Genomic DNA, 18653 nt, shown 5'->3' on the forward strand with positions numbered 1-18653 from the left:
TGCGACCCCATGCCCGACTCTGCTGCCATGCCAGAAACAGCCAGGAACTGCTGGGTGATCACCGACGGCGCCGCCGGCAACGAGCGGCAGGCGCTGGCCCTGGCCGAGGCACTGGGTGTTCCGACCCGGGTCTGGCAGGTGGCGCCCGCGCCGCCGTGGCGTTGGCTGGCACCCCGCGGCGTGGCGGGCGCGCGCCTGGCTCTGCCGGCCTCGACCCGCGCCCAGTTCATGCCGCCCTGGCCGGATCTGGCCATCGGCTGCGGCCGCGCGGCTGCCCTGTACACCCGCGGGCTGCGACGCTGGAGCCAGGGTCGTACGTTTTGCGTCCAGATCCTTGACCCTCGTATCGATCCGGCGCAGTGGAATCTTGTCGTGGCACCGCGCCATGACGGCCTTTCGGGCGCGAACGTCCTGGTACCGCTGGGATCGCTCAACCCGATCGACGACGCCTGGCTCGCCGCCGGCGCCGAGGCCTTCCCGGACCTGGCCGCCTTCCCCGCGCCGCGCACCGTGGTGCTCATCGGTGCCAATCACCGGGATGTTGCCGTGAGTACCGAATACTGCGTGGGCCTGGTCGAACGGCTCGGCGCGTTTCACGCACGGTTCGGCGGCAGTTTCCTGGTGAGCACCTCGCGCCGCACGCCGGTGGCGCTGCGGGACTTTCTTCGCTCCGCTTTTGCACGCTTTCCCGGATGCTTCTGGGGCGGCGCCGAGGACGGCGCGAATCCCTATGCGGGCTATCTGGCGCACGCCGACCGCATCGTGGTGACGCCGGATTCGGTCAATATGCTGAGCGAGGCCTGTGCGGTCGGCGTGCCGGTTTCCTGCTGGCTGCCCACGCCGCCGCGCGGCAAGCTGGGGCGGTTCCATGCGGCGCTGGCGCAGGAAGGGTGGGTGCAGCCCCTGACGGAATCGGGTAGTCGTGCGCAGCCCGGTGCGCTACGGGAAACCGAGCGCATCGCCGATGAGGTTCGACAGCGCCTTGTTGCGCATCGGATGGCAACGGGCCACTGCGAGCCCGGATAGCGACCTGTTCTGCCGGCGGCCCCACGCCGGCGTGATCCTCCAGGGGGTGGTGATGCTGGCGACGATGCTGACGATGCTAACCCCGGTGGCGCTGCTGCAGACGGGCGCCGTCGTGACCTTCGAACCCGTTGCCGGCGCGCTCGATCGCGTCACCGGCATCACCTCGACGGCCGCTGTGCCGCAGACGGTATGGATCAGCGAGCAGGTCGGCCGGCTGCGCCTGGTCGAGAACGGCACCCTGCGGCCATTGCCCTTCCTGGATATCACCAGTCGCGTCAAATCCACCGGCTTCGAGCAGGGACTGACGGGCTTTGCGCTGGCGCCGGGATTTCCGGCTGTACCTGAGTTTTACGTGCACTACATCCGTGCGGACGATGCGTCCGTCATCGCGCGCTTTGCGCTCCTGCCCGGGCCGGTGCTGGCGGGCGACGCGGCTTCCGAGCAGATCCTCATGGTGGTGCCGCAGCCGCATCCGACCCACAACTGCAACCAGCTCCACTTCGGGCCCGCCGACGGCATGCTCTACATCGGCTGTGGCGATGGCGGCCCGCCGTTCACGCCGTTCTACGACCCGCAGTCGCTGTCCGATCTGCACGGCAAGATCCTGCGCATCGACGTCACCAACGTGCCGCCGGGGCACATTTATGGCATCCCGCCGGACAATCCCTTCGTCGGCCTGCCGGGCGCGGCTGGCGAGGTCTGGGCCGTCGGCCTGCGCAATCCCTATCGCTTCAGCTTCGATAGCGCCAACAACGACCTGTGGATATCGGATGTCGGGCAGTCGCACTGGGAGGAGGTCAACCACGTGTCTGCCGTCGCGCCGGCCGGTGTGAACTTCGGCTGGAACCGCATGGAAGGCGCGCACTGCTATCCACCGGGTAGCACGTGCAGCACGGCGGGCCTGCACGTGCCCGCGATCAGCTACTACCACGGTGTGGGCTGCGCCGTGATCGGCGGCGTTCGCCTGCGCCAGAGCCAGTTGCCGGCGATCGAGGCGCGCTACACCTACGCGGATTTCTGCACCGGCGATGTCTTCGCCGCCTATCCGGCCGGAGGTGCGTGGGAGACCTACCGGCTGGGCGTCTTCCCGCAGATGCCGACGGCGTTCGGCATGACGCCCGAAGGCGAGCTGTGGATCGGCAGCTACGGCGTGGGCGACGCCACGGTGTACCGGGTGCGGCAGATCGACTCGATCTTCGTCGACGGTCTTGGCGGCTGATCCAAATCGCGGGACCATCAACAGCCGGGCCAATCGGCTTTCAGGAAGATCCCCATGCGCGTTCTGGTGCTTGGTGCGGGCGGCTTCATCGGCTCGGCGATCGTGGACCGGCTGATTGAATCGGGCCATTGTCCGGTGCTCGGAGGCCGCGATCCGAAAGTCTTGTCCGCCCGCTGGCCCGGGTGGCCGACGCTGGCGTTCGATTTCGAGCGTGAGTGCAGCGTCGCGGAATGGGTCCAGCGCCTGGAAGGCGTCGATGCCGTCGTGACCGCCGTCGGCATCATTCGCGAGCGGCATGCTGACGAGTTCGTCGCGGTACACGAGCGCGGCCCGCGGGCCCTGTATGCCGCCTGTGCGCAGAAAGGCGGAATGGCCATTGTCCATATTTCAGCACTCGGTGCGGACGCGGAGGCAGCCAGCGCCTACCACCGCACCAAACGTGACCTCGACGCCTACCTATCCACCCTTCCGCTGCCCTGGACCATCCTGCAGCCCTCGCTCGTCTTCGGTCCGGAAGGGGCCAGCTCGCAGCTGTTCCTGATGCTGGCGACGTCGCCGCTCATCGTGCTGCCGGCGGGCGGGCCCCAGCCGGTACAGCCGGTGCATCGCGACGATGTGGTGAGCGCCGTCCTTGGTGCCCTGTCGCAGCCGCGCGGGTGCGGGCGCCTGGCCGTGGTCGGCGGCCGCTGCATGCCGATGGCCGAGTACCTGCTCACGCTGCGCCGCGGCATGGGCTACCGCCGCGGCTGGGTCTGGCGCGCGCCGGTGGCACTGGTGCGGATTGGCAGCCGGCTGGGCATCGGCGGTGGCGTCGCCGACCGCGACACCCTGGCCATGCTCGAGCGCGGCAGCTGCGCCGACGCAGGCCCAATGGCCCGGCTCATCGGCCGCACGCCGCGCGCACCGGACGCATTCCTCGACGGCAAGGACGCCGCACAGGCCCGGCGCGCGGCGGTGCTCGGCTGGGCCATTCCGTTTGCCCGTTGGACGCTCGCGGCGCTGTGGATCGCCACCGGCATCGTCTCGGCTTGGTTCTATCCGCGCGAGGAGAGCCTGGCACTGCTCGCGCGCACCGGCCTGACTGGCGGTGTTGCGGTTGGCGCGCTGTACGGGGCTTCGGTACTGGACCTGGCACTGGGATTCGGCGTGCTATGGAAGGTCACCCGCGGCGCGAGCTATGTGGCCCAGCTTGCGCTGATGCTCGGATACACCGCGATCATCAGCGTGTGTCTGCCGGAATACTGGCTCCATCCTTATGGGCCGGTGACCAAGAACCTGCCGATCTTCGCCCTGACCGTACTGCTATGGCAGCTGGACACACGACCGGCGAAGCCCGGCGCGACGCGCCAGCAGTGACGCCTTGCCACCTGCCGCCGACAGTCACGGAGAGACTTTCATGGCGCGCAGAAAGTGGCGCACCTGCGCGGACTCGTCAATCGCGAAGTACGACCTGAGCACGCGCAGGTAGCCGATCGCGCTGATCAGCAGTGCGGCGGCGGCAAGTCGTGCGGCGAGCATCGAATAGGGGACTTCGCGCTGTACGGGACGTGCTGACGGCGGCAGTTCCCCTATGGCGCGCAGTGCCAGGTCGAACTCTTCTTCGGCGCAGGCGGCCAGGGTAAGCGCGGAGAAGTAATCCTCCGCCGCGTAGAGATGCAGCGCCGTCTCCAGGTCTTCGGTCGCGTAGTGCAACTGTTCCTGGAATGGCGTTAATGAGGGCGAACGAGGCAGAGAGCTGCCGAGGGGGGCCATGACGCGTATCCCGTCCGCGAGCGCATTGACCGTGTCTGGCGCGACGTGGTCGTGTGCTCGCCATCCGGTGCGCGCCGATGAGTGCGCTGTCCGGTGGGCCTACGCTGGAAGCGCCGGGCTGTCCATCGCCCTGCGCCGGGCAGCGGCATCGAGGTCATGCAGGCAGCGGGCCGGTAAAACCGGCCGTCGTTTCGGGGCCCTGCAATGCCAGTATACGCAGCCCATGTCGCGCTGCCGTGATTATTGGGCGGGAAAATGACGCATCGTATATGTCGCGCAAAAAGCACGACGTGGATAACGCTGCATCCAGACTACTGAAAGCCGTTGGCGAAAATGCGGTCGATCGACGGCGCCAGGCCCGTTCGTCTGAGACTGCCCCGGCCGGTGCCCCAGAGCACGCGTGCATTGGCCGTTCCCGGCAGGTCGTAGGCCACTGCGCCGGACTGCGACGTGCCGATCACCAGTTCCAGGTCGGCATCGGCATCGAGGTTGGCCAGCGTGGGTGCGCCCAGGCCGCCGTTCCAGTCGTCGCCGCGCGGCGCGGGCAGGTTCAGCGCGAACAGCGACTGTCCACGGCAATTGAGCACATGCAGCTGGCCGACGAAGTTGTTGCGCTTCTCCGGGTAGGAGGTGAACAGCACTTCGGCGCAGCCGTCGTTATCCAGGTCGGCAACCGCCGGCTCCGCGGCGAACCGATAACCGGTGCCGGGTACGACATAGGGCCAGTTGTGGTGTTCGGTCTTGTCCAGCCACCAGGCGTGCAGCTTGCCGTCGTAGCTGGCGAAGAGAATTTCCTTGCGTCCGTCGTTGTCGAGGTCGGCCAGGACGGCGTTGCTCACCGATGACTCGATCACGGTGTAATCCTGCGTCAACGCCGGTCCGCTCGCGCCGGGTGCGGGAATGACGGTCCAGTCGTAGCCGGACGCCGCCCACCGCGTGCGGTCCATGCGCAGGATCCAGGGCAGGTAGTACAGGTCGCCATCCGGGTCGCCAATATCACAGTTGTATACATCGCCCGGAAATACCAGTTCCAGCGACCCGTCGCCGTCGAGGTCGCCGACCGCGGGTGCCGCGTTGGCGAAGTTCGGCCGATGTTGCACGCCGCAATCGGCGAAGCCGGCAAGATCGGCCGCCTGGTCCACGTGCACGCCGACCTGCGACCAGAACTTGGCCACGCCGCCGGGCGTTCCGTACAGGGTGCTGGCGCGCAACTGGTCGCCATTGCGGGCAAACGCGTTGATGTAGTGCGTGTCGGTCGGGGCGAAGATTTCCTTGAAGCCATCACCGTTCATGTCGGCGATGGCGATGTTCTCGTTGTACAGGCCCGCGCCGAAACCGGGCTCGCCCGTGCGGCGGGCCGGCCAGCCGGTTCGCACGACGCCGGTGTGTTCGTAGACATTGACCTGCAGCGTCGAGCCGCTGCTGCCGCGGCCGACGACAATTTCCAGGTCGCCGTCTGATTCGAGGTCTTCCACCGCCAGGGTGCGCACTTCGCCGCCGGAGAACGGATTCTTCGGCCATCCGGACCGAAGCACGCCGGCATTGGAATACACGGCGACCTGGTTGCTGCCGCGTCCGACGATGACTTCCACCGGGCCGTCGCCTTCCAGGTCTGCCACGGCAATCGCGGGCCAGATGCGCGCGCTGCCCGGTTGCTGCCACTCGGTTGCGCCCGTGGCGCCGTTGAAGCTGGCGATATCCTGGCCGCCCCAGATCACCTCGACTTGGCCGTCGTTATCCAAGTCGAAGGCGGCTGGCGAAGCGTACCAGCCGGTCTGGCAGTCCGAAGCGGAGCAGCCGGCATACTGCCACTTCAGGACCGGCGACTGGACCACCGAATGGGCTGGCGGGACAACCATCAGCAGCAGGGCGAGCGACAGGAAGCGATAGCGGAAGGCGTTCATCGGGCGGTGGAGAACCGGCAACGGGACGTCAGTCTACGCTCGCATTCCCCACGCGCGCCGTGGGCCGCTGCGCGGTTTGCGCGGTGATGCGCTGCCGCACGCGGCCCGTTCCGTTCCGATGTGGCTATAGTGCCCGTCCGCAGCGGCAACTCAGGGGGCTTTCATGTTCGATTGGCTCAAGCGGCTCACGGGGCAAGGCAGCGCGCCGGCGCCAAAAGCCCCGCAACTCACCGCAGAACCGGCGGCAACGCCGGCGCCGTCCGATCCCTCCGCGGCACTTCCCGATGCCCAGTCGGAACTCCGGCAGGCCCTGGCGCGTCGCGACGTGCCCGTCGACACCCGGGACGGGTGGCTGGTGGATACGGAATTCGACATGGCCATCCGCGCAGAGCTGCTGGAAGTGGCTTCCGCCGCCCAGGGCACGCGCGTGGCGATCGGCGTGGAAATTCGGCATCCGGTTTTCGGTGAAACCACGGTGCGCGAATACGTGCACAGTGCAGGCGATACCGTGCTGGATGCGATGGTGTCCGGCCTGGACCGGTGGGCGCAGGCCGACTACGTCGTTCTGGAGGACGTTTTCCGCGAGCAAGCCGAATCGTGCCTTGCCATGGTGATGGACGGTGCCGCCACCGCGGAGCGCCCCGCGTTTCGCCGGCGCATCCTGATGGGGCCGGTGCAGCACTTTGTCCGACGCGATCCGGACGCCGCGCCGCAGTGCGCCATTGACGGCGAGGAACACTCGCCGTTCTGTCCGTGCTGCCTGTTCACGAGCGGTCACGAAGCGTTCTTTCCGGTGGTTTCCGCGCCCGGCTTCTACGCCATCCGGCTGTTCGCGGCCCGTCACGAGGACGGGGAGATCTCGGCCGATTGCCGCATCAACGGGGAGGATTTCGAGCCCGGTGCCGAGGCCCTGCGCCGGTACGTGGCCACCTGGCCCGGTGAAGGCTTCACCTTCCGCAAGCAGTACGTCGTCGCCCACGATGCGGCCCACCTGCCACCGCCTGACCGCGGCGGGGTGTAGCGGCGTCGGGCATCAACCGCCGCTGGGCTTCATCACCATCAGCCAGAAAATGGCGATCACGCTGAGGAAAGCGGGCCAGCCCAGCCAGAACCACCAGCGCATCACGCGGAAGTACGCCGGCGGAAGCGGTGTTCCGTCGTCGGCGGCCTGCCGGGCGAGGTTGCGTGCGCGCACCTGCAGCCACAGCACCGGCAGCCAGCAGGCGCCGATGACAAAGAACAGCACGATCGCCATGCGCACCCAATAGACGTGCAGTGGCAGGTGCAGGATCTGCACCAGCCAAAAACCGGTGACAAACTGCGTGATGACCGCGGGTGCGGTGAAGCAGGTGTCGGCGATGACCACCGTCCGTGCCGTGGCGGCAATGACCCGCGCATCACCGCCGCGATGCGCCACCCACAGGAAGAAGGCGATGCCAAGACCCGTGCCGAACAACAGGGTCGATGACAGGATGTGGACCCATTTCACCCAGAAATACGTCACGGTGCACCCTCGCAGTGTGAGTAGCGTCGCTGCCTGCAGCCCAGGCTGTTACCGAAGCCGTTGACCGCCGATTATGAACCGCGTCGTCGTGGTGGTATCGCGACGAATGGTCGCGGTCAGAGACGGCCTGCTGCAAGGCCGACTTCGAACGGGCCTGGCCAGGCCGCGCAGTGGAGGTTGGCCCGGTCCCCTGTCTGCCGATCTCGGCAGAATGATCCGCCGTGTTCCACTCCGCCGCGGCAGATACGCACGCGCAGGTCATTGCGTTCTGTGCTTGGCAGCAGGCGCGAGTTAACCGATCATGCGTCTTGACCTTTGGGAGAGCGGAGCGCATGGAAGATTCCCCACCCTCGTCTTCGCGGCACCATGCTGAGCCCGGGCAGCCCGGTGGCCTGGATTTTCCCGTCGTCGGGCTCGGTGCGTCCGCTGGCGGCCTGGTCGCCCTGGGCCGTCTTTTCGAGAACATGCCGGCCGATTGCGGCATGGCATTCGTTGTCATCCTGCACCTTTCTCCCAAGCACGAGAGCAGCGCCGACCAGATCCTGCAACGCTCGACACGGATGCCGGTCATGCAGGTCACGCAGACCCAGCGCATCCAGGCCAATCACGTCTACGTGATCTCGCCGCGCAAAGAGCTGCTCATGCAGGATGGCGAACTGCGTGTCATGGATGCCGACAGCGTGCGCGGCCAGCACGCGGCGATTGACCTCTTCTTCCGCACGCTTGCCGACGCGCACGATGACCGCTCGATCGGAATCGTGATGTCCGGCAATGGTTCAGACGGCTCCGTTGGTCTTGCCCGGCTCAAGGAGCAGGGCGGCGTCGCGATCGCCCAGCTGCCCGACGATTGCGAGTATGACGCGATGCCGCGCGCTGCCATTGCCACGGGCAAGGTCGATTTCGTTCTCCCTGCAATCGAGATACCTCAAAAATTAATGGACTTGTGGCAAAACGCGCGAAGGATACGCATGCCCCGCGACGAAGCGGATCCCAAGATCGCTGTCAGGCGTACAAACAGCGAAGAGGCCGAGAAGGCACTGCACGACATCGTCGATCTGCTGGCCAATCGCACCGGCCATGACTTCCGTCATTACAAGCGGGCAACGGTGCTGCGCCGTATCGAACGGCGCCTGCAGGTCAATCTGCTGCGCGATTTGCCGGCGTACCTGGAGTACCTGCGCAAGAACGTGGAGGAAACAGCCGATCTCCTCGACGACATGCTGATCGGCGTGACGAACTTCTTCCGCGACCGGGAAGCGTTCGAGGGCCTGGAACGGCAGATCATCCCCGAGCTGTTCGTCGACCGGCCGCCCACCGACCAGTTGCGCATCTGGGTGGCCGGCTGCTCGACGGGCGAGGAAGCCTACTCCATCGCCATGCTGCTGGCCGACGAGGCGGAGCACCAGGCCAGGCTGCCTGCATTCCAGGTCTTCGCCAGTGACATTGACGAGCGGGCCATCGCCGTCGGGCGCAATGGCTGTTATCCGGAATCCATCGTGGCGGACGTGCCGCCGCAGCGGCTGCGCCAATACTTTTCCAAGGAACAGAACCACTACCGTATCCGCAAGTCCATTCGCGACAAGGTGCTGTTCGCGCTGCACAACGTGCTGCGTGATCCTCCGTTCTCGCGTGTGGACATGATCTGCTGCCGCAATCTCCTGATCTACCTTAATCGCGACATCCAGATGCGGCTTCTGGAAATGTTTCACTTTGCGCTGATGCCGGGCGGCGTGCTGTTCCTGGGCAGTTCCGAGTCGGCGGACGCGGCCGGCTCGCGCTTCGAACCGATCGACAAGCGCCTGCGCATCTACCGCGCCAAGGCCCAGGCGCGCGGGCTGCGGCATCCGCCTGAATTGCCGTTGCGGGTCAGCCCCGCCGTCAGCCGGACATTGCTTCCGAGTGGCGCGCCCAGTCCGCGTGAGCGCGGTTTTTCCTTTGCCGAGGTGCACCAGCGCATCCTTGAGCAGTACGCGCCGCCGAGTGTCATTGTCGACCGCGAGTACACCATCGTGCACATGTCCGACCAGGCCGGGCGCTTCCTGCGTTTCGCGGCCGGCGAACCGTCGCATGATCTCGTCACCGTCGTGCTGCCGGCGCTGCGCCTGGAGTTGCGCTCGGCCCTGTTCCAGGCCACCAGCACGAACAAGAGCGTCGAGGCCCGCCGCGTGCTCGTGGAGCACGAGGGGCGCGTGAGCTACGTGAACATGGTGGCGCGCCCGTTCCGTGATGTGGAGGCCTGCGCTGATTTCATCCTCGTGCTGTTCGACGAGGTGGAAGACACCATGAGCGTCGATGCGTCCTCCGTGGTCGGCAAGGACACGGTCCTCGTCCGCCTGGAAGAGGAACTTCATGCCACGAAGGAACGCCTGCAGAGCACGATCGAACAATCCGAAACCTCGAACGAGGAGCTGAAAGCCTCCAACGAGGAGCTGCAGGCGATCAACGAGGAACTGCGCTCGGCCACCGAAGAGCTGGAAACCAGCAAGGAAGAACTGCAATCGGTCAACGAAGAGCTGATCACGGTCAACTTCGAACTCAAGTCGAAGATGGAGGAGACCGCCAAGATCAACGACGATCTGCAGAACTTCATTGCCTCCACTGAAATCGCGACGGTCTTTGTCGGCGGCGACCTTCGCATCAAGCGCTACACGCCGCGCGCCGAGGATCTGTTCAACATCATCCCCAGCGATGTGGGCCGCTGCATTCTCGATATCACGCACCGCCTGGCGTATCCGGATCTGGCCGCCGATGCGAAAGCGGCGTTCGAGACTCTGCGCCTGATCGAGCGCGAGGTGCGCAGCCGTGATGGCAGCTGGTTCGTGGCCAGGGCACTGCCCTATCGGACAGCCGAGAACAAGATCGACGGCGCCGTGCTGACCTTCGTCAACATCACCACCCTGCGCCGCACCGAGGAACGTCTGCGCGTCGGTGAAAGCCAGATCAACCAGATGTCGACCAACGTCGGCGACCACGCCATCATTTCGCTCGATGCCGACGGACTGGTCGTGGCCTGGAATCCGGCGGCAGAAAATCTGTTTGGCTATACGGCCACCGAGATGGCGGGTGCACCGCTGGATCGCATCTTCATGCCGGAAGACCAATCGCGGGGACTGCCGGGGAAAGACTTCCGCGCGGCCAATGCGCACGGCCGCACCGAAAGCGAACGCTGGTTCTTGCGCAAGGACGGGACACACCGCTACTGCCGCAGTGCGGTAACGCGCCTGGACGCCACCCAGCTGGTCGGCTATGCCATGGTAGTCCGCGATATCACGGCACGGGCGCGGCGCGACGAGGAATCCGACCTCGCCGAACGGCGCGAACGCCAGCTGCTGGAACAGTCCGAAAGCGCGAGTGCGCTCAAGGACGAGTTCCTGGCGGTGATGTCGCACGAGCTGAAACACCCGCTCAACCTGATCAGCGTCAACGCCGAGGTGATGGCGCGGCTGCCGGAACTGCAGAACGCGCAACGCGCCCAGCGTGCGCTGACGACCATCCGGCGCGCCGTGCAGAGCCAGACCATGATCATCAACGATCTGCTGGATCTGTCGCGCATGCGCACCGGCAAGCTGGCGCTGAATTTCTCCACCGTCGACCTGGTGGCGACGGTGCGGGGCATCGCGGAGGTCGCGCGCGCGGATGTCGCCACGGCCAATCTCACGGTGGAGTACGAAGAACCGCCCTACGATGTGCTGATCCGCGCCGATTCCACACGCGTGGACCAGGTGGTCTGGAACCTCCTCAGCAATGCGATCAAGTTCACGCCCGCCGGCGGCACGATCCAACTGCAAGTGTCCAAGGACCACCGCCACGGCCGGCTGGATGTGCACGATACCGGGCAGGGGATCGACCCGCAGTTCCTGCCGCGGATCTTCGACATGTTCGGCCAGGCCTCCGCGCGGGCCGCCAGCGAGCAATCCGGACTGGGTATCGGCCTGGCCCTGGTCAAGCAACTGATGGAACACCACGGTGGACGGGTGGAAGCCACCTCGCCCGGTATCGGCCGCGGTACGACGCTGTCCCTGTGGTTCCCGCTGATTTCCTCCAAGCTGATGCCGCCGCCGTCGATGGAGGCCCAGGTCAACGCCCAGCTGGATGGCCTGGACATCCTCATCGTCGACGACACCAAGGACACGCTTGATGCCGTATCCAGCCTGCTGCAGCTGGAAGGCGCCAAGGTGACCGTCGCCGACAGCGGCGCTCGGGCCCTGGAGCTGGTGAAGTCGCACAACTTTGACCTGATGCTGTCGGACGTGGGCATGCCGGAAATGGATGGCTACGCGCTGATGCGGGAGTTACGCCGCAACAGTGCCGTCGACGGCATGAAAACCATTGCGCTGACCGGCTACGGCCGCAATTCCGACGTGGAAAAAGCCCTGCAGGCCGGTTTCGACGCCCACGTGAGCAAGCCGCTGTCGATGCCGAAGCTCGTCGCGGCGATCTCCAGCATCATGGAGGAACGGCGACACTGAGCGCGGGCGTACCGCCGTGTGGCGGCGCGACGGTACGCCCCCTTGCGCCCGGAAGGTGACGCGTTGTCACGCAGCCGTCATTCTCCCGTGATGTTGGCAGGTGAGCATGCCCGGTCCCTGCGGATGTCTCGAGGTTTCCCATGCGTGCGGTACTGCTGCTGGCGTTCCTGGTCCTGCCCTCCGTCCTGTGGGGGCAGGGATACACCGCTATCGAAGATCGCCTGACGGAAGCGCAGCGCAAGGCGACCGGCCTCGACACGCTCACGAGCGAGCAGCTCGCCCTGCTCAATCGCCTGCTGCGTGAGAAAGAACAGGCGGCACCAGCCGTGGCGGCGCATCCGGATGAGGCCGAACGCCACGCCATGCTCGCCGCCGAACAGCGTGCGATCACAGCCCGCCTGAAAGGCACGATTGCCCGGTGGGAGCCCGGTACCGTGTTCGAGCTCGACAACGGGCAGAAATGGAAGGTCCTCAAGGGTGAGCTGACGCTGCGCGCGCCGCTTGAGCAGCCCGAGGTCAAAGTGATTTCCGGTCTCGCCGGGCGCTGGTTCCTCCAGGTGGACGAGGCGCTTCCAAAGGCCCGCGTCTACCGGATTGATTGACCGCACTGGCGGCGCAATGGGGATATCCTTCCCGGTGCCGGCAACCACCGGCGTCACCGCCGGGAAAGGCCATGACCACCAAGGAACACTGGGAACGCGTCTATGCCACGCGCGCGACGGACACCGTCAGCTGGTACCAGCCCCATGCGGCGACCTCGCTTCGCCTGATTGAAGAAACCGGCACGCCCCGCAATCTGCCGCTCATCGATGTGGGCGGTGGTGCGTCAGTGCTGGTCGACAACCTGGTCGACGCCGGATACACCAACCTGACCGTGCTGGATCTTTCCGGCGCCGCGCTGTCGGCGTCCCGCACCCGCCTGGGCGCCCGCGGCCACGCGGTGCACTGGCTTGAGGCGGATATTCTTTCCGTAGCGCTGCCGTTCCGCCACTTCGCCCTCTGGCACGACCGCGCGGTGTTCCATTTCCTGACCGATCCGGACGAGCAGCGGGAATACGCGCGCCAGCTGCGCCAGGCGCTCAAGCCGGGCGGCCATGCCATCATCGCCACGTTTGCCGAGGATGGCCCGACGCAATGCAGCGGCCTGCCGGTTGCCCGGCACAGCATGGCTTCCCTGGAAGCGATTTTCGAAGAAACGCTCGAACTCGTCGCCCATCACCGCGAATCGCACCTCACGCCGGCGGGCGCTAGCCAGTCGTTCCTGTACTGCCAGTTTCGCCGCGCGCCATAGCCGCGCGCGATGGGCTCGCCAGATCGGGCTCTGCCGCCGACTCACCGGGCGACAAGCTGGCTGACCATTGGTCGCCAATGACCAGCCCGGCCGCAAAGGCGGCGTAAACCAGCGCCATGTCGCTCAAGCGCAGGTGTGCTTCAAAGCCCGGCGTCAGGCGGCGCGGCACGACGCCGTAGTCAACAGCCGCCGCTGCTGCGGCGATGGTGCCGGCTTTGGCCGCCACGCGTAGCGGCTGATCGCCGGGTTGCCGCCAGCCTGCAAAGAACAGCGCCCACCAGATTGAACTGGCGTGGTGGATCAGATAGCCCAGTGCGGTATACCGCAGGCTGGGCCGGTGCTGGCGTAGCGCGCGGCGTCGCCAGAGCCAGTGACTGGTTGCGTTGGTTCCGCTGGCGCCATGGCCCGTCTGGCGTCGACTGCATACGCTGACCGCGAGAGTCGACACGACGGCGGCAACGGTGCCGACGAGTACGGCGCTACGGATGACCTTCCTTGTATCCATGGCGGCTCCTGCAGAACGGCCAGCTGATTCTAGCCCGCGCCAGGACGGATTGCCGTCCGCAGGAATTTCGCGCCAATGTAGAAAATTCCCGGAACCGGACCGCATCCGGGTTCTGCAGGCCGCAGGCAACGGCGATGTCGCGCGGCATGTGCGTTGCATCGTGGTACCGCCGACCGCTTCGCTCACGGAGGAACGTATGCACGCGCTGACCTATCACGGCTCAAGGGATGTCCGCTATGAAACCGTCCCCGACCCCACACTGCAGGAACCCGACGATATCGTGCTGCGCGTGACGGCTACAGCCATCTGCGGATCAGATGTCCATCTGTACCGTGGCAAGGTGCCGGGACTGAAGGAAGGCGACGTGCTCGGCCACGAATTCATGGGCATCGTCGAGGAAGCAGGCGCGGGCGTCACCGCCCTCAAGCGCGGCGATCGTGTAGTGATTCCCTTCACCATCGCCTGCGGCAACTGCTTTTTCTGCGAGCGCGAACTCTATGCGGCCTGCGAAACCACCAACCCCGACAAGGGATTGCTGGTGAACGGCAAGGGGCTGCGTCCGGGCGCCGGCATGTTCGGCTACACGCACTTCTACGGCGGCTACGCCGGCGGCCAGGCGGAATTCGTCCGCGTGCCAAAGGCCAATGTGGGGCCGCTACGCATTCCGGAGGGGCTCACAGACGAACAGGTGCTATTTCTGTCCGACATCCTGCCCACGGGCTATCAAGCGGTGCTCAACGGACAGGTCGGGCCCGGCAGCACCTGCGCCATCTTCGGTGCCGGCCCGGTGGGGCTGATGGCCGCCGCCTGTGCACGCATGCTGGGCGCCACGCGCATCTTCATGGTGGACCATCTCGACTATCGGCTCGAATTCGCCAAGAACGCCTACGGCGTCGAGCCCATCAATTTCAAAGCCCAGGACGATCCCGCCGAACACATCATCGCGGCGACGACCGGACGTGGTGTGGATTGCAGCATCGAGGCGGTGGGATTTGAAGCCGAAGGCAGCCTGCTCGAAACGGCGCTGACGACCTTGAAACTCGAAGGTTCCTCCGGCGTCGCCTTGCGCCAGGCCATCGCAGCGACGCGCCGCGGCGGTGTCGTCAGTGTCCCGGGCGTGTATGCCGGCCCTATCCATGGCCTGCAATTTGGCGATGCGTTCGAAAAGGGACTGACGTTCCGCATGGGCCAGACGCACGTGCAGCGGCTCATGCCTGAACTGCTCCAGTTCGTCCAGGAAGGAAAGCTCAATCCGGCGGTGATCATTTCGCACCGATTGCCCTTGTCCCGCGTGGTCGACGGCTATGCGATGTTCGACAAGAAGGAAGACGCCTGCCGCAAGGTCGTGCTTGCTCCGGGCATGTAGCGCCCGGCAGGCGCGCCATGCGCAGGCGCCAGGAGGGCCTGCCGGAACAGCCGCGGCCGTTGTGGCCGTGGATCGGTCGGCGGCACCGGGGCAGATCGCGCGCCCATTGCCGGCGCTCTACTGAAATCCGCTGGCGAAGATCCGGTCGTAGGCGGGCAGCTCCACGACATAGGTTTCTGCGCCACCGGAGTTGAACCAGTCCGAGTTGAACGCCACGCGCGTTCCACTCGGACTGAGTACCGGGTGCGGTTCGGAGAAATAGCCGTTGCTGCCCTGGCCAGCCGCCGAGCGGTGGTGGCCGATGCGGCAGACAACGCCCGTATCGACGTTCGCCAGGTACAGCTCATTCTCCAGCACGCTCTGTCCGAGCAGTCCGTTCTGCAGCTGGCCGACCGAGCTGACGACCACCCAGCCCGGATTCTTCGTCGCCAGCGCCGACACATGCGTACCCGACGGCGGATACGGCCAGCCATTGGAAGGCCCGACGTGCACGCGCACCTGGCCCGTATCCAGGTCTGCGCCGACGACCGAGCCTTCGTAGGTACCGAACTGCACACCGAAGAAGGCGTCGTGTCCGTTCGCGTACTTGCCCAGGCTCGCGTGCTCATGCGGTACCAGGTTGGCAATCGTTCGCACTACCTGTCCTTCGAGACTGCGCACCTGAGCCTGATTGTTGAGATACGACAGGAACACCTTGTCGCCCGACGGCGCCACGATGTAAGCGGTCTGCGGATTGTTGTTCTGGGTGACCTGGTTCACCACCGCGTGCACGACATCGTTGCGGAAGTCGTAGACCCAGTTCTTTGTGCCGCAGGTCAGGCCGGTCTTTCCTCCCACCCATGCACCGAACATCGGGTCGCTGCCCATGGTCAGATCCTGCGTGCACGACGCTGGCGGAGCGTTGAAGTCGCGCAGCATCGTCCTCGCCCGCGTAACAACGTTGTACCTGTAGAAACGCCGGTCGACGCGATTGGCGTAGTAGATGACCTGCGGATCGTCATTGTCCCAGAGCACCTGCTCACCGTCGCTGGGGCTGATCTCGCTCGAGATATTGCGAATGAACTGGTACGTGCGACCGTCATAGAGCACATGCTGGTAGCCGGTGGAAAGCAGCAGTAGCAGCGACTCATCCGCATTCCAGGCTGGCTGGGTGGAATACATCGTCTTGACGTAGGTTTTCCCGATCGCCGCCGCGTCCGTGACACGACGGATGCGGGTGCCGAACTGTGGATCGGTAAACGACTGCCGTGCGGCGGGTTTGCTGACCGCCGCCACGGAAAGCGGGTGATTGAGCTTGTCGGTGACGAGCCCCTCGCACAGGTTCGCGTGGCTTGGTGCTGAAAGTCCCGCGCCGCTGAAACACACTGCCACCGTGGCGCACTGGCGCCATGATCGACCGGCCTTGGCTGACATCGTAAATCCCCTCTGGATGGTTCGGCGGAAAATCCCTGCGTTCTCCGGCGTGGGCGCATCCTGAGGTGGAGTGCCACCCGCCGTTTGGGCAGGCGTCACAGAAACCGGCGTTGGTCTTCGTCGATGGACAGATTGTCCAGTCATCCCGCCCGATGACGTCGACACTACGCACGCCGTCAACCGGCCCACGGTCGCGCCAGGAAATAGATGGAATGTGAACAATCACGCTATATGTAGAGTGCGCAGCGGTGCACATGTAGGGAGATGTAGGCGGGCTATCCGGCATCGCACGGCCCCCGTCTGGAACCGCGCTCTCCGCGTGCCTGCGCGGCCGGGTGCCACGTCACACCGGCATACCCGACGGACGGTCATCGGTGAAATTCGCCAATTCTCATAACAATCCGGGTGTTACGGGCAGAAATTGAGGTCAATCGGGATCCTGCCCCTACGACGAACGGCTATGTGACATCCACGACAATCTGATACTTCCGTCACGCTTTGGTCGGTGAGTCCCACGCTACTTTGCATCGCAAGGGACAGGGAACTCAGATCGGCAATCTGCTCGGAGCCATGCGGCGCAGTAGCGTTCGTATGCACCCGATTCGCATCGCAGCCTGCCGAAGCAGCACCGACACCAATTTGACCGACGTCCACGCGCTGTACGCGACGTTGGTCAAGACAGAGAACAACGGGTGGCCGAAACTATGCTCTCCGTCGATAGCGAAGTGATGCGTGACGCCATTGCCGATGAAACCGTGAGCGAGGTTTCGCTCAACGCTCTGATGCGCCGACTGGCATCGGCACGTGCCGCAGGGCAATCCCCTGTACCGCTGCAAAGCCGGGTGACGTGGTCGCGTGCGGAACTGCGCGCAGCCCTCGACGCCATCGAGCGTCGTATTGCCCATGACTTCAGCGCCATTCCCGCGCTATCGCTGCAGGATGCCATTACGGATCAGCTCGGACGCCTGTTCCGTTCGGCTGCGGCGGTCTATACGTTCCATCCGGAGGATCGCCAGCTCATCGCGTCGGTCGACCGCCACACGCAGCAGATCCTCTCGCTGTACGACGCTGCCGAAATTCTTCGACCGGATGTATTCGTGCTGCGCATGCTGCTGGTTGCAGATGCCCTAGTGCAGGCCGATGCCAGTTCGCCGGTGACCCAGCTGCTGCGGCAGCTCGTCGGTGGCTGCTGGGCCATCGTCAAGACCGCGTTCGGCGATGCGTCATCGCGCGTAGAAGGGCACGCCGTCATCCGTCGAACCTTGCGCGATGTCCTCGTCAATCGCGCGGATCGGCGCCATGCACTGGAGCAGGCGCTGGCGGCCGTGGCGGAGTTCGTCGATCGCCGCTCGCAGCGCGAGGACGACGCCACGTCGGCACTGCCCAGTGCGCGGTCCCGCCTGGATGAAGCGCGCCGCTATCTTTCCGAAACGCTCGATGCGGTGATCGGCGCACGCGCATTGCCGAAGGACGCCCTGCAGTTCGTCCGGCAGACGTGGGGCCGTCATCTGTTGACGGCGTACCTGGCTTCCGGGCCGGAAGGCGAACGGTGGAGCCGTGGCATCACCGCCATGCAGCGGTTCTGCGCGCGCATGGACGGCCACGCTGCCGGTGACGAAGGGGTCGTCGATATCTACGTCCTCGAAAGTCTGGAAGCTGCCGGCTATGACCACGCACAGGCCCGGCGCCTGACCGATTCGCTTCTGTCACGCGTTGCCCACGGCGCTGAGCCGGGTGCGTCGGAAGAGGCTGCGGAGGTGGCTGTCACGTCGGCCAGTCCGGTTGAATCCGTCCACGCGCCGCTGGTGAAAGGCGACTGGATCGAAGTGCGTCAGCCCGACAGCACCTGGCTGCGCGGCAAGCTCTCGTGGTTCTCCCTCCAGGGGCGCGTCTACATCTTCGTCGACCACAACGGCCGCTGCGTCTTCGAACTGCACGAAGATGACCTGAAGCACCACTTTGCGGATGGGTTGGCGCGCCACGTAGCAACGTAAGGAACAGCCCTTCCGATAAGCGCGATGACGTCGCCAACCCGGTTGATGGTTCGGGTTGCTGCCAGCTTGCCATGGTCTGCTACAAGAACCGCAGCGTCCTGTGTGGGCCGGGTGAGCGCAGCGCACTCGGGGTGAGCGGCGTATCGAGGGTGGATGAAGTGAACATCCCGCATTTCACCAGCGCCACCGCAGATCTACCCCGGCTTCCCT

14 protein-coding genes are annotated in these 18653 nt (G+C 65.5%); 9 read left to right on the forward strand and 5 right to left on the reverse strand.

Translation table 11 applies throughout. The annotated features are described in order from the left end of the window. Positions 1–54 precede the first annotated feature (54 nt). The 3 genes from N4264_RS04475 to N4264_RS04485 are packed head-to-tail and all read left to right on the forward strand — an operon-like array spanning position 55 to position 3601. Entirely contained in the window at positions 55–1026 is a 972-nt protein-coding gene (locus tag N4264_RS04475; RefSeq protein ID WP_261695877.1) for a mitochondrial fission ELM1 family protein, read from the forward strand. Continuing rightward, a complete protein-coding gene (locus N4264_RS04480) occupies positions 965–2245 on the forward strand; it encodes a PQQ-dependent sugar dehydrogenase (protein ID WP_261695878.1) in 1281 nt (426 codons plus the stop codon). Before N4264_RS04475 ends, N4264_RS04480 begins: the two co-directional genes overlap by 62 nt. A gap of 54 nt (positions 2246–2299) precedes the next feature. Beyond that, positions 2300–3601, forward strand: a complete 1302-nt coding sequence (locus tag N4264_RS04485) for an SDR family oxidoreductase (protein ID WP_261695879.1) — start codon at positions 2300–2302, stop codon at positions 3599–3601. Positions 3602–3625: 24 nt separating this feature from the next. Here N4264_RS04485 and N4264_RS04490 read toward each other — a convergent pair whose 3' ends face one another. Continuing rightward, positions 3626–3997, reverse strand: a complete 372-nt coding sequence (locus tag N4264_RS04490; protein WP_261695880.1) for a hypothetical protein — start codon at positions 3995–3997, stop codon at positions 3626–3628. A gap of 311 nt (positions 3998–4308) precedes the next feature. Then, positions 4309–5901 (reverse strand): FG-GAP repeat domain-containing protein, encoded by a 1593-nt coding sequence (locus N4264_RS04495; RefSeq protein ID WP_261695881.1) that lies wholly within the window; start codon positions 5899–5901, stop codon positions 4309–4311. A 163-nt stretch (positions 5902–6064) separates the two neighbouring features. Between N4264_RS04495 and N4264_RS04500 the strand changes: the two genes are divergently transcribed. Then, a complete protein-coding gene (locus tag N4264_RS04500) occupies positions 6065–6922 on the forward strand; it encodes a DUF6348 family protein (protein WP_261695882.1) in 858 nt (285 codons plus the stop codon). A 12-nt stretch (positions 6923–6934) separates the two neighbouring features. Here N4264_RS04500 and N4264_RS04505 read toward each other — a convergent pair whose 3' ends face one another. Then, entirely contained in the window at positions 6935–7405 is a 471-nt protein-coding gene (locus N4264_RS04505) for a DUF2269 family protein (RefSeq protein WP_261695883.1), read from the reverse strand. Positions 7406–7737: 332 nt separating this feature from the next. Here N4264_RS04505 and N4264_RS04510 point away from each other — a divergent pair, with 332 nt between their 5' ends. From N4264_RS04510 to N4264_RS04520, 3 genes are all read left to right on the forward strand, one after another. Then, on the forward strand, positions 7738–11874 hold the full coding sequence (locus tag N4264_RS04510; RefSeq protein WP_261695884.1) for a CheR family methyltransferase: 4137 nt from the start codon (positions 7738–7740) through the stop codon (positions 11872–11874). Positions 11875–12014: 140 nt separating this feature from the next. Beyond that, positions 12015–12476, forward strand: a complete 462-nt coding sequence (locus tag N4264_RS04515; protein WP_261695885.1) for a hypothetical protein — start codon at positions 12015–12017, stop codon at positions 12474–12476. A gap of 71 nt (positions 12477–12547) precedes the next feature. After that, the gene (locus tag N4264_RS04520) at positions 12548–13165 is read left to right on the forward strand and encodes a class I SAM-dependent methyltransferase (RefSeq protein WP_261695886.1); all 618 of its coding nucleotides are present in this window, start codon (positions 12548–12550) and stop codon (positions 13163–13165) included. On the opposite strand, the gene N4264_RS04525 is transcribed toward N4264_RS04520, so the two are convergent. Continuing rightward, a complete protein-coding gene (locus N4264_RS04525) occupies positions 13122–13670 on the reverse strand; it encodes a hypothetical protein (RefSeq protein ID WP_261695887.1) in 549 nt (182 codons plus the stop codon). The two genes, N4264_RS04520 and N4264_RS04525, sit on opposite strands and share 44 nt — an antisense overlap. 196 nt (positions 13671–13866) lie before the next feature. Between N4264_RS04525 and N4264_RS04530 the strand changes: the two genes are divergently transcribed. Continuing rightward, the gene (locus N4264_RS04530; RefSeq protein WP_261697574.1) at positions 13867–15036 is read left to right on the forward strand and encodes a zinc-dependent alcohol dehydrogenase; all 1170 of its coding nucleotides are present in this window, start codon (positions 13867–13869) and stop codon (positions 15034–15036) included. A gap of 117 nt (positions 15037–15153) precedes the next feature. Here the strand turns inward: N4264_RS04530 and N4264_RS04535 are convergent, their stop codons facing one another. Next, the gene (locus N4264_RS04535) at positions 15154–16449 is read right to left on the reverse strand and encodes a TolB-like translocation protein (RefSeq protein ID WP_261695888.1); all 1296 of its coding nucleotides are present in this window, start codon (positions 16447–16449) and stop codon (positions 15154–15156) included. Between the two features lie 692 nt (positions 16450–17141). Here N4264_RS04535 and N4264_RS04540 point away from each other — a divergent pair. Then, on the forward strand, positions 17142–18443 hold the full coding sequence (locus N4264_RS04540; RefSeq protein WP_261695889.1) for a DUF1631 family protein: 1302 nt from the start codon (positions 17142–17144) through the stop codon (positions 18441–18443). Positions 18444–18653: the final 210 nt, after the last annotated feature.

The sequence above is a fragment of the Tahibacter amnicola genome, assembly GCF_025398735.1.
GTDB classification, from domain to species: domain Bacteria; phylum Pseudomonadota; class Gammaproteobacteria; order Xanthomonadales; family Rhodanobacteraceae; genus Tahibacter; species Tahibacter amnicola.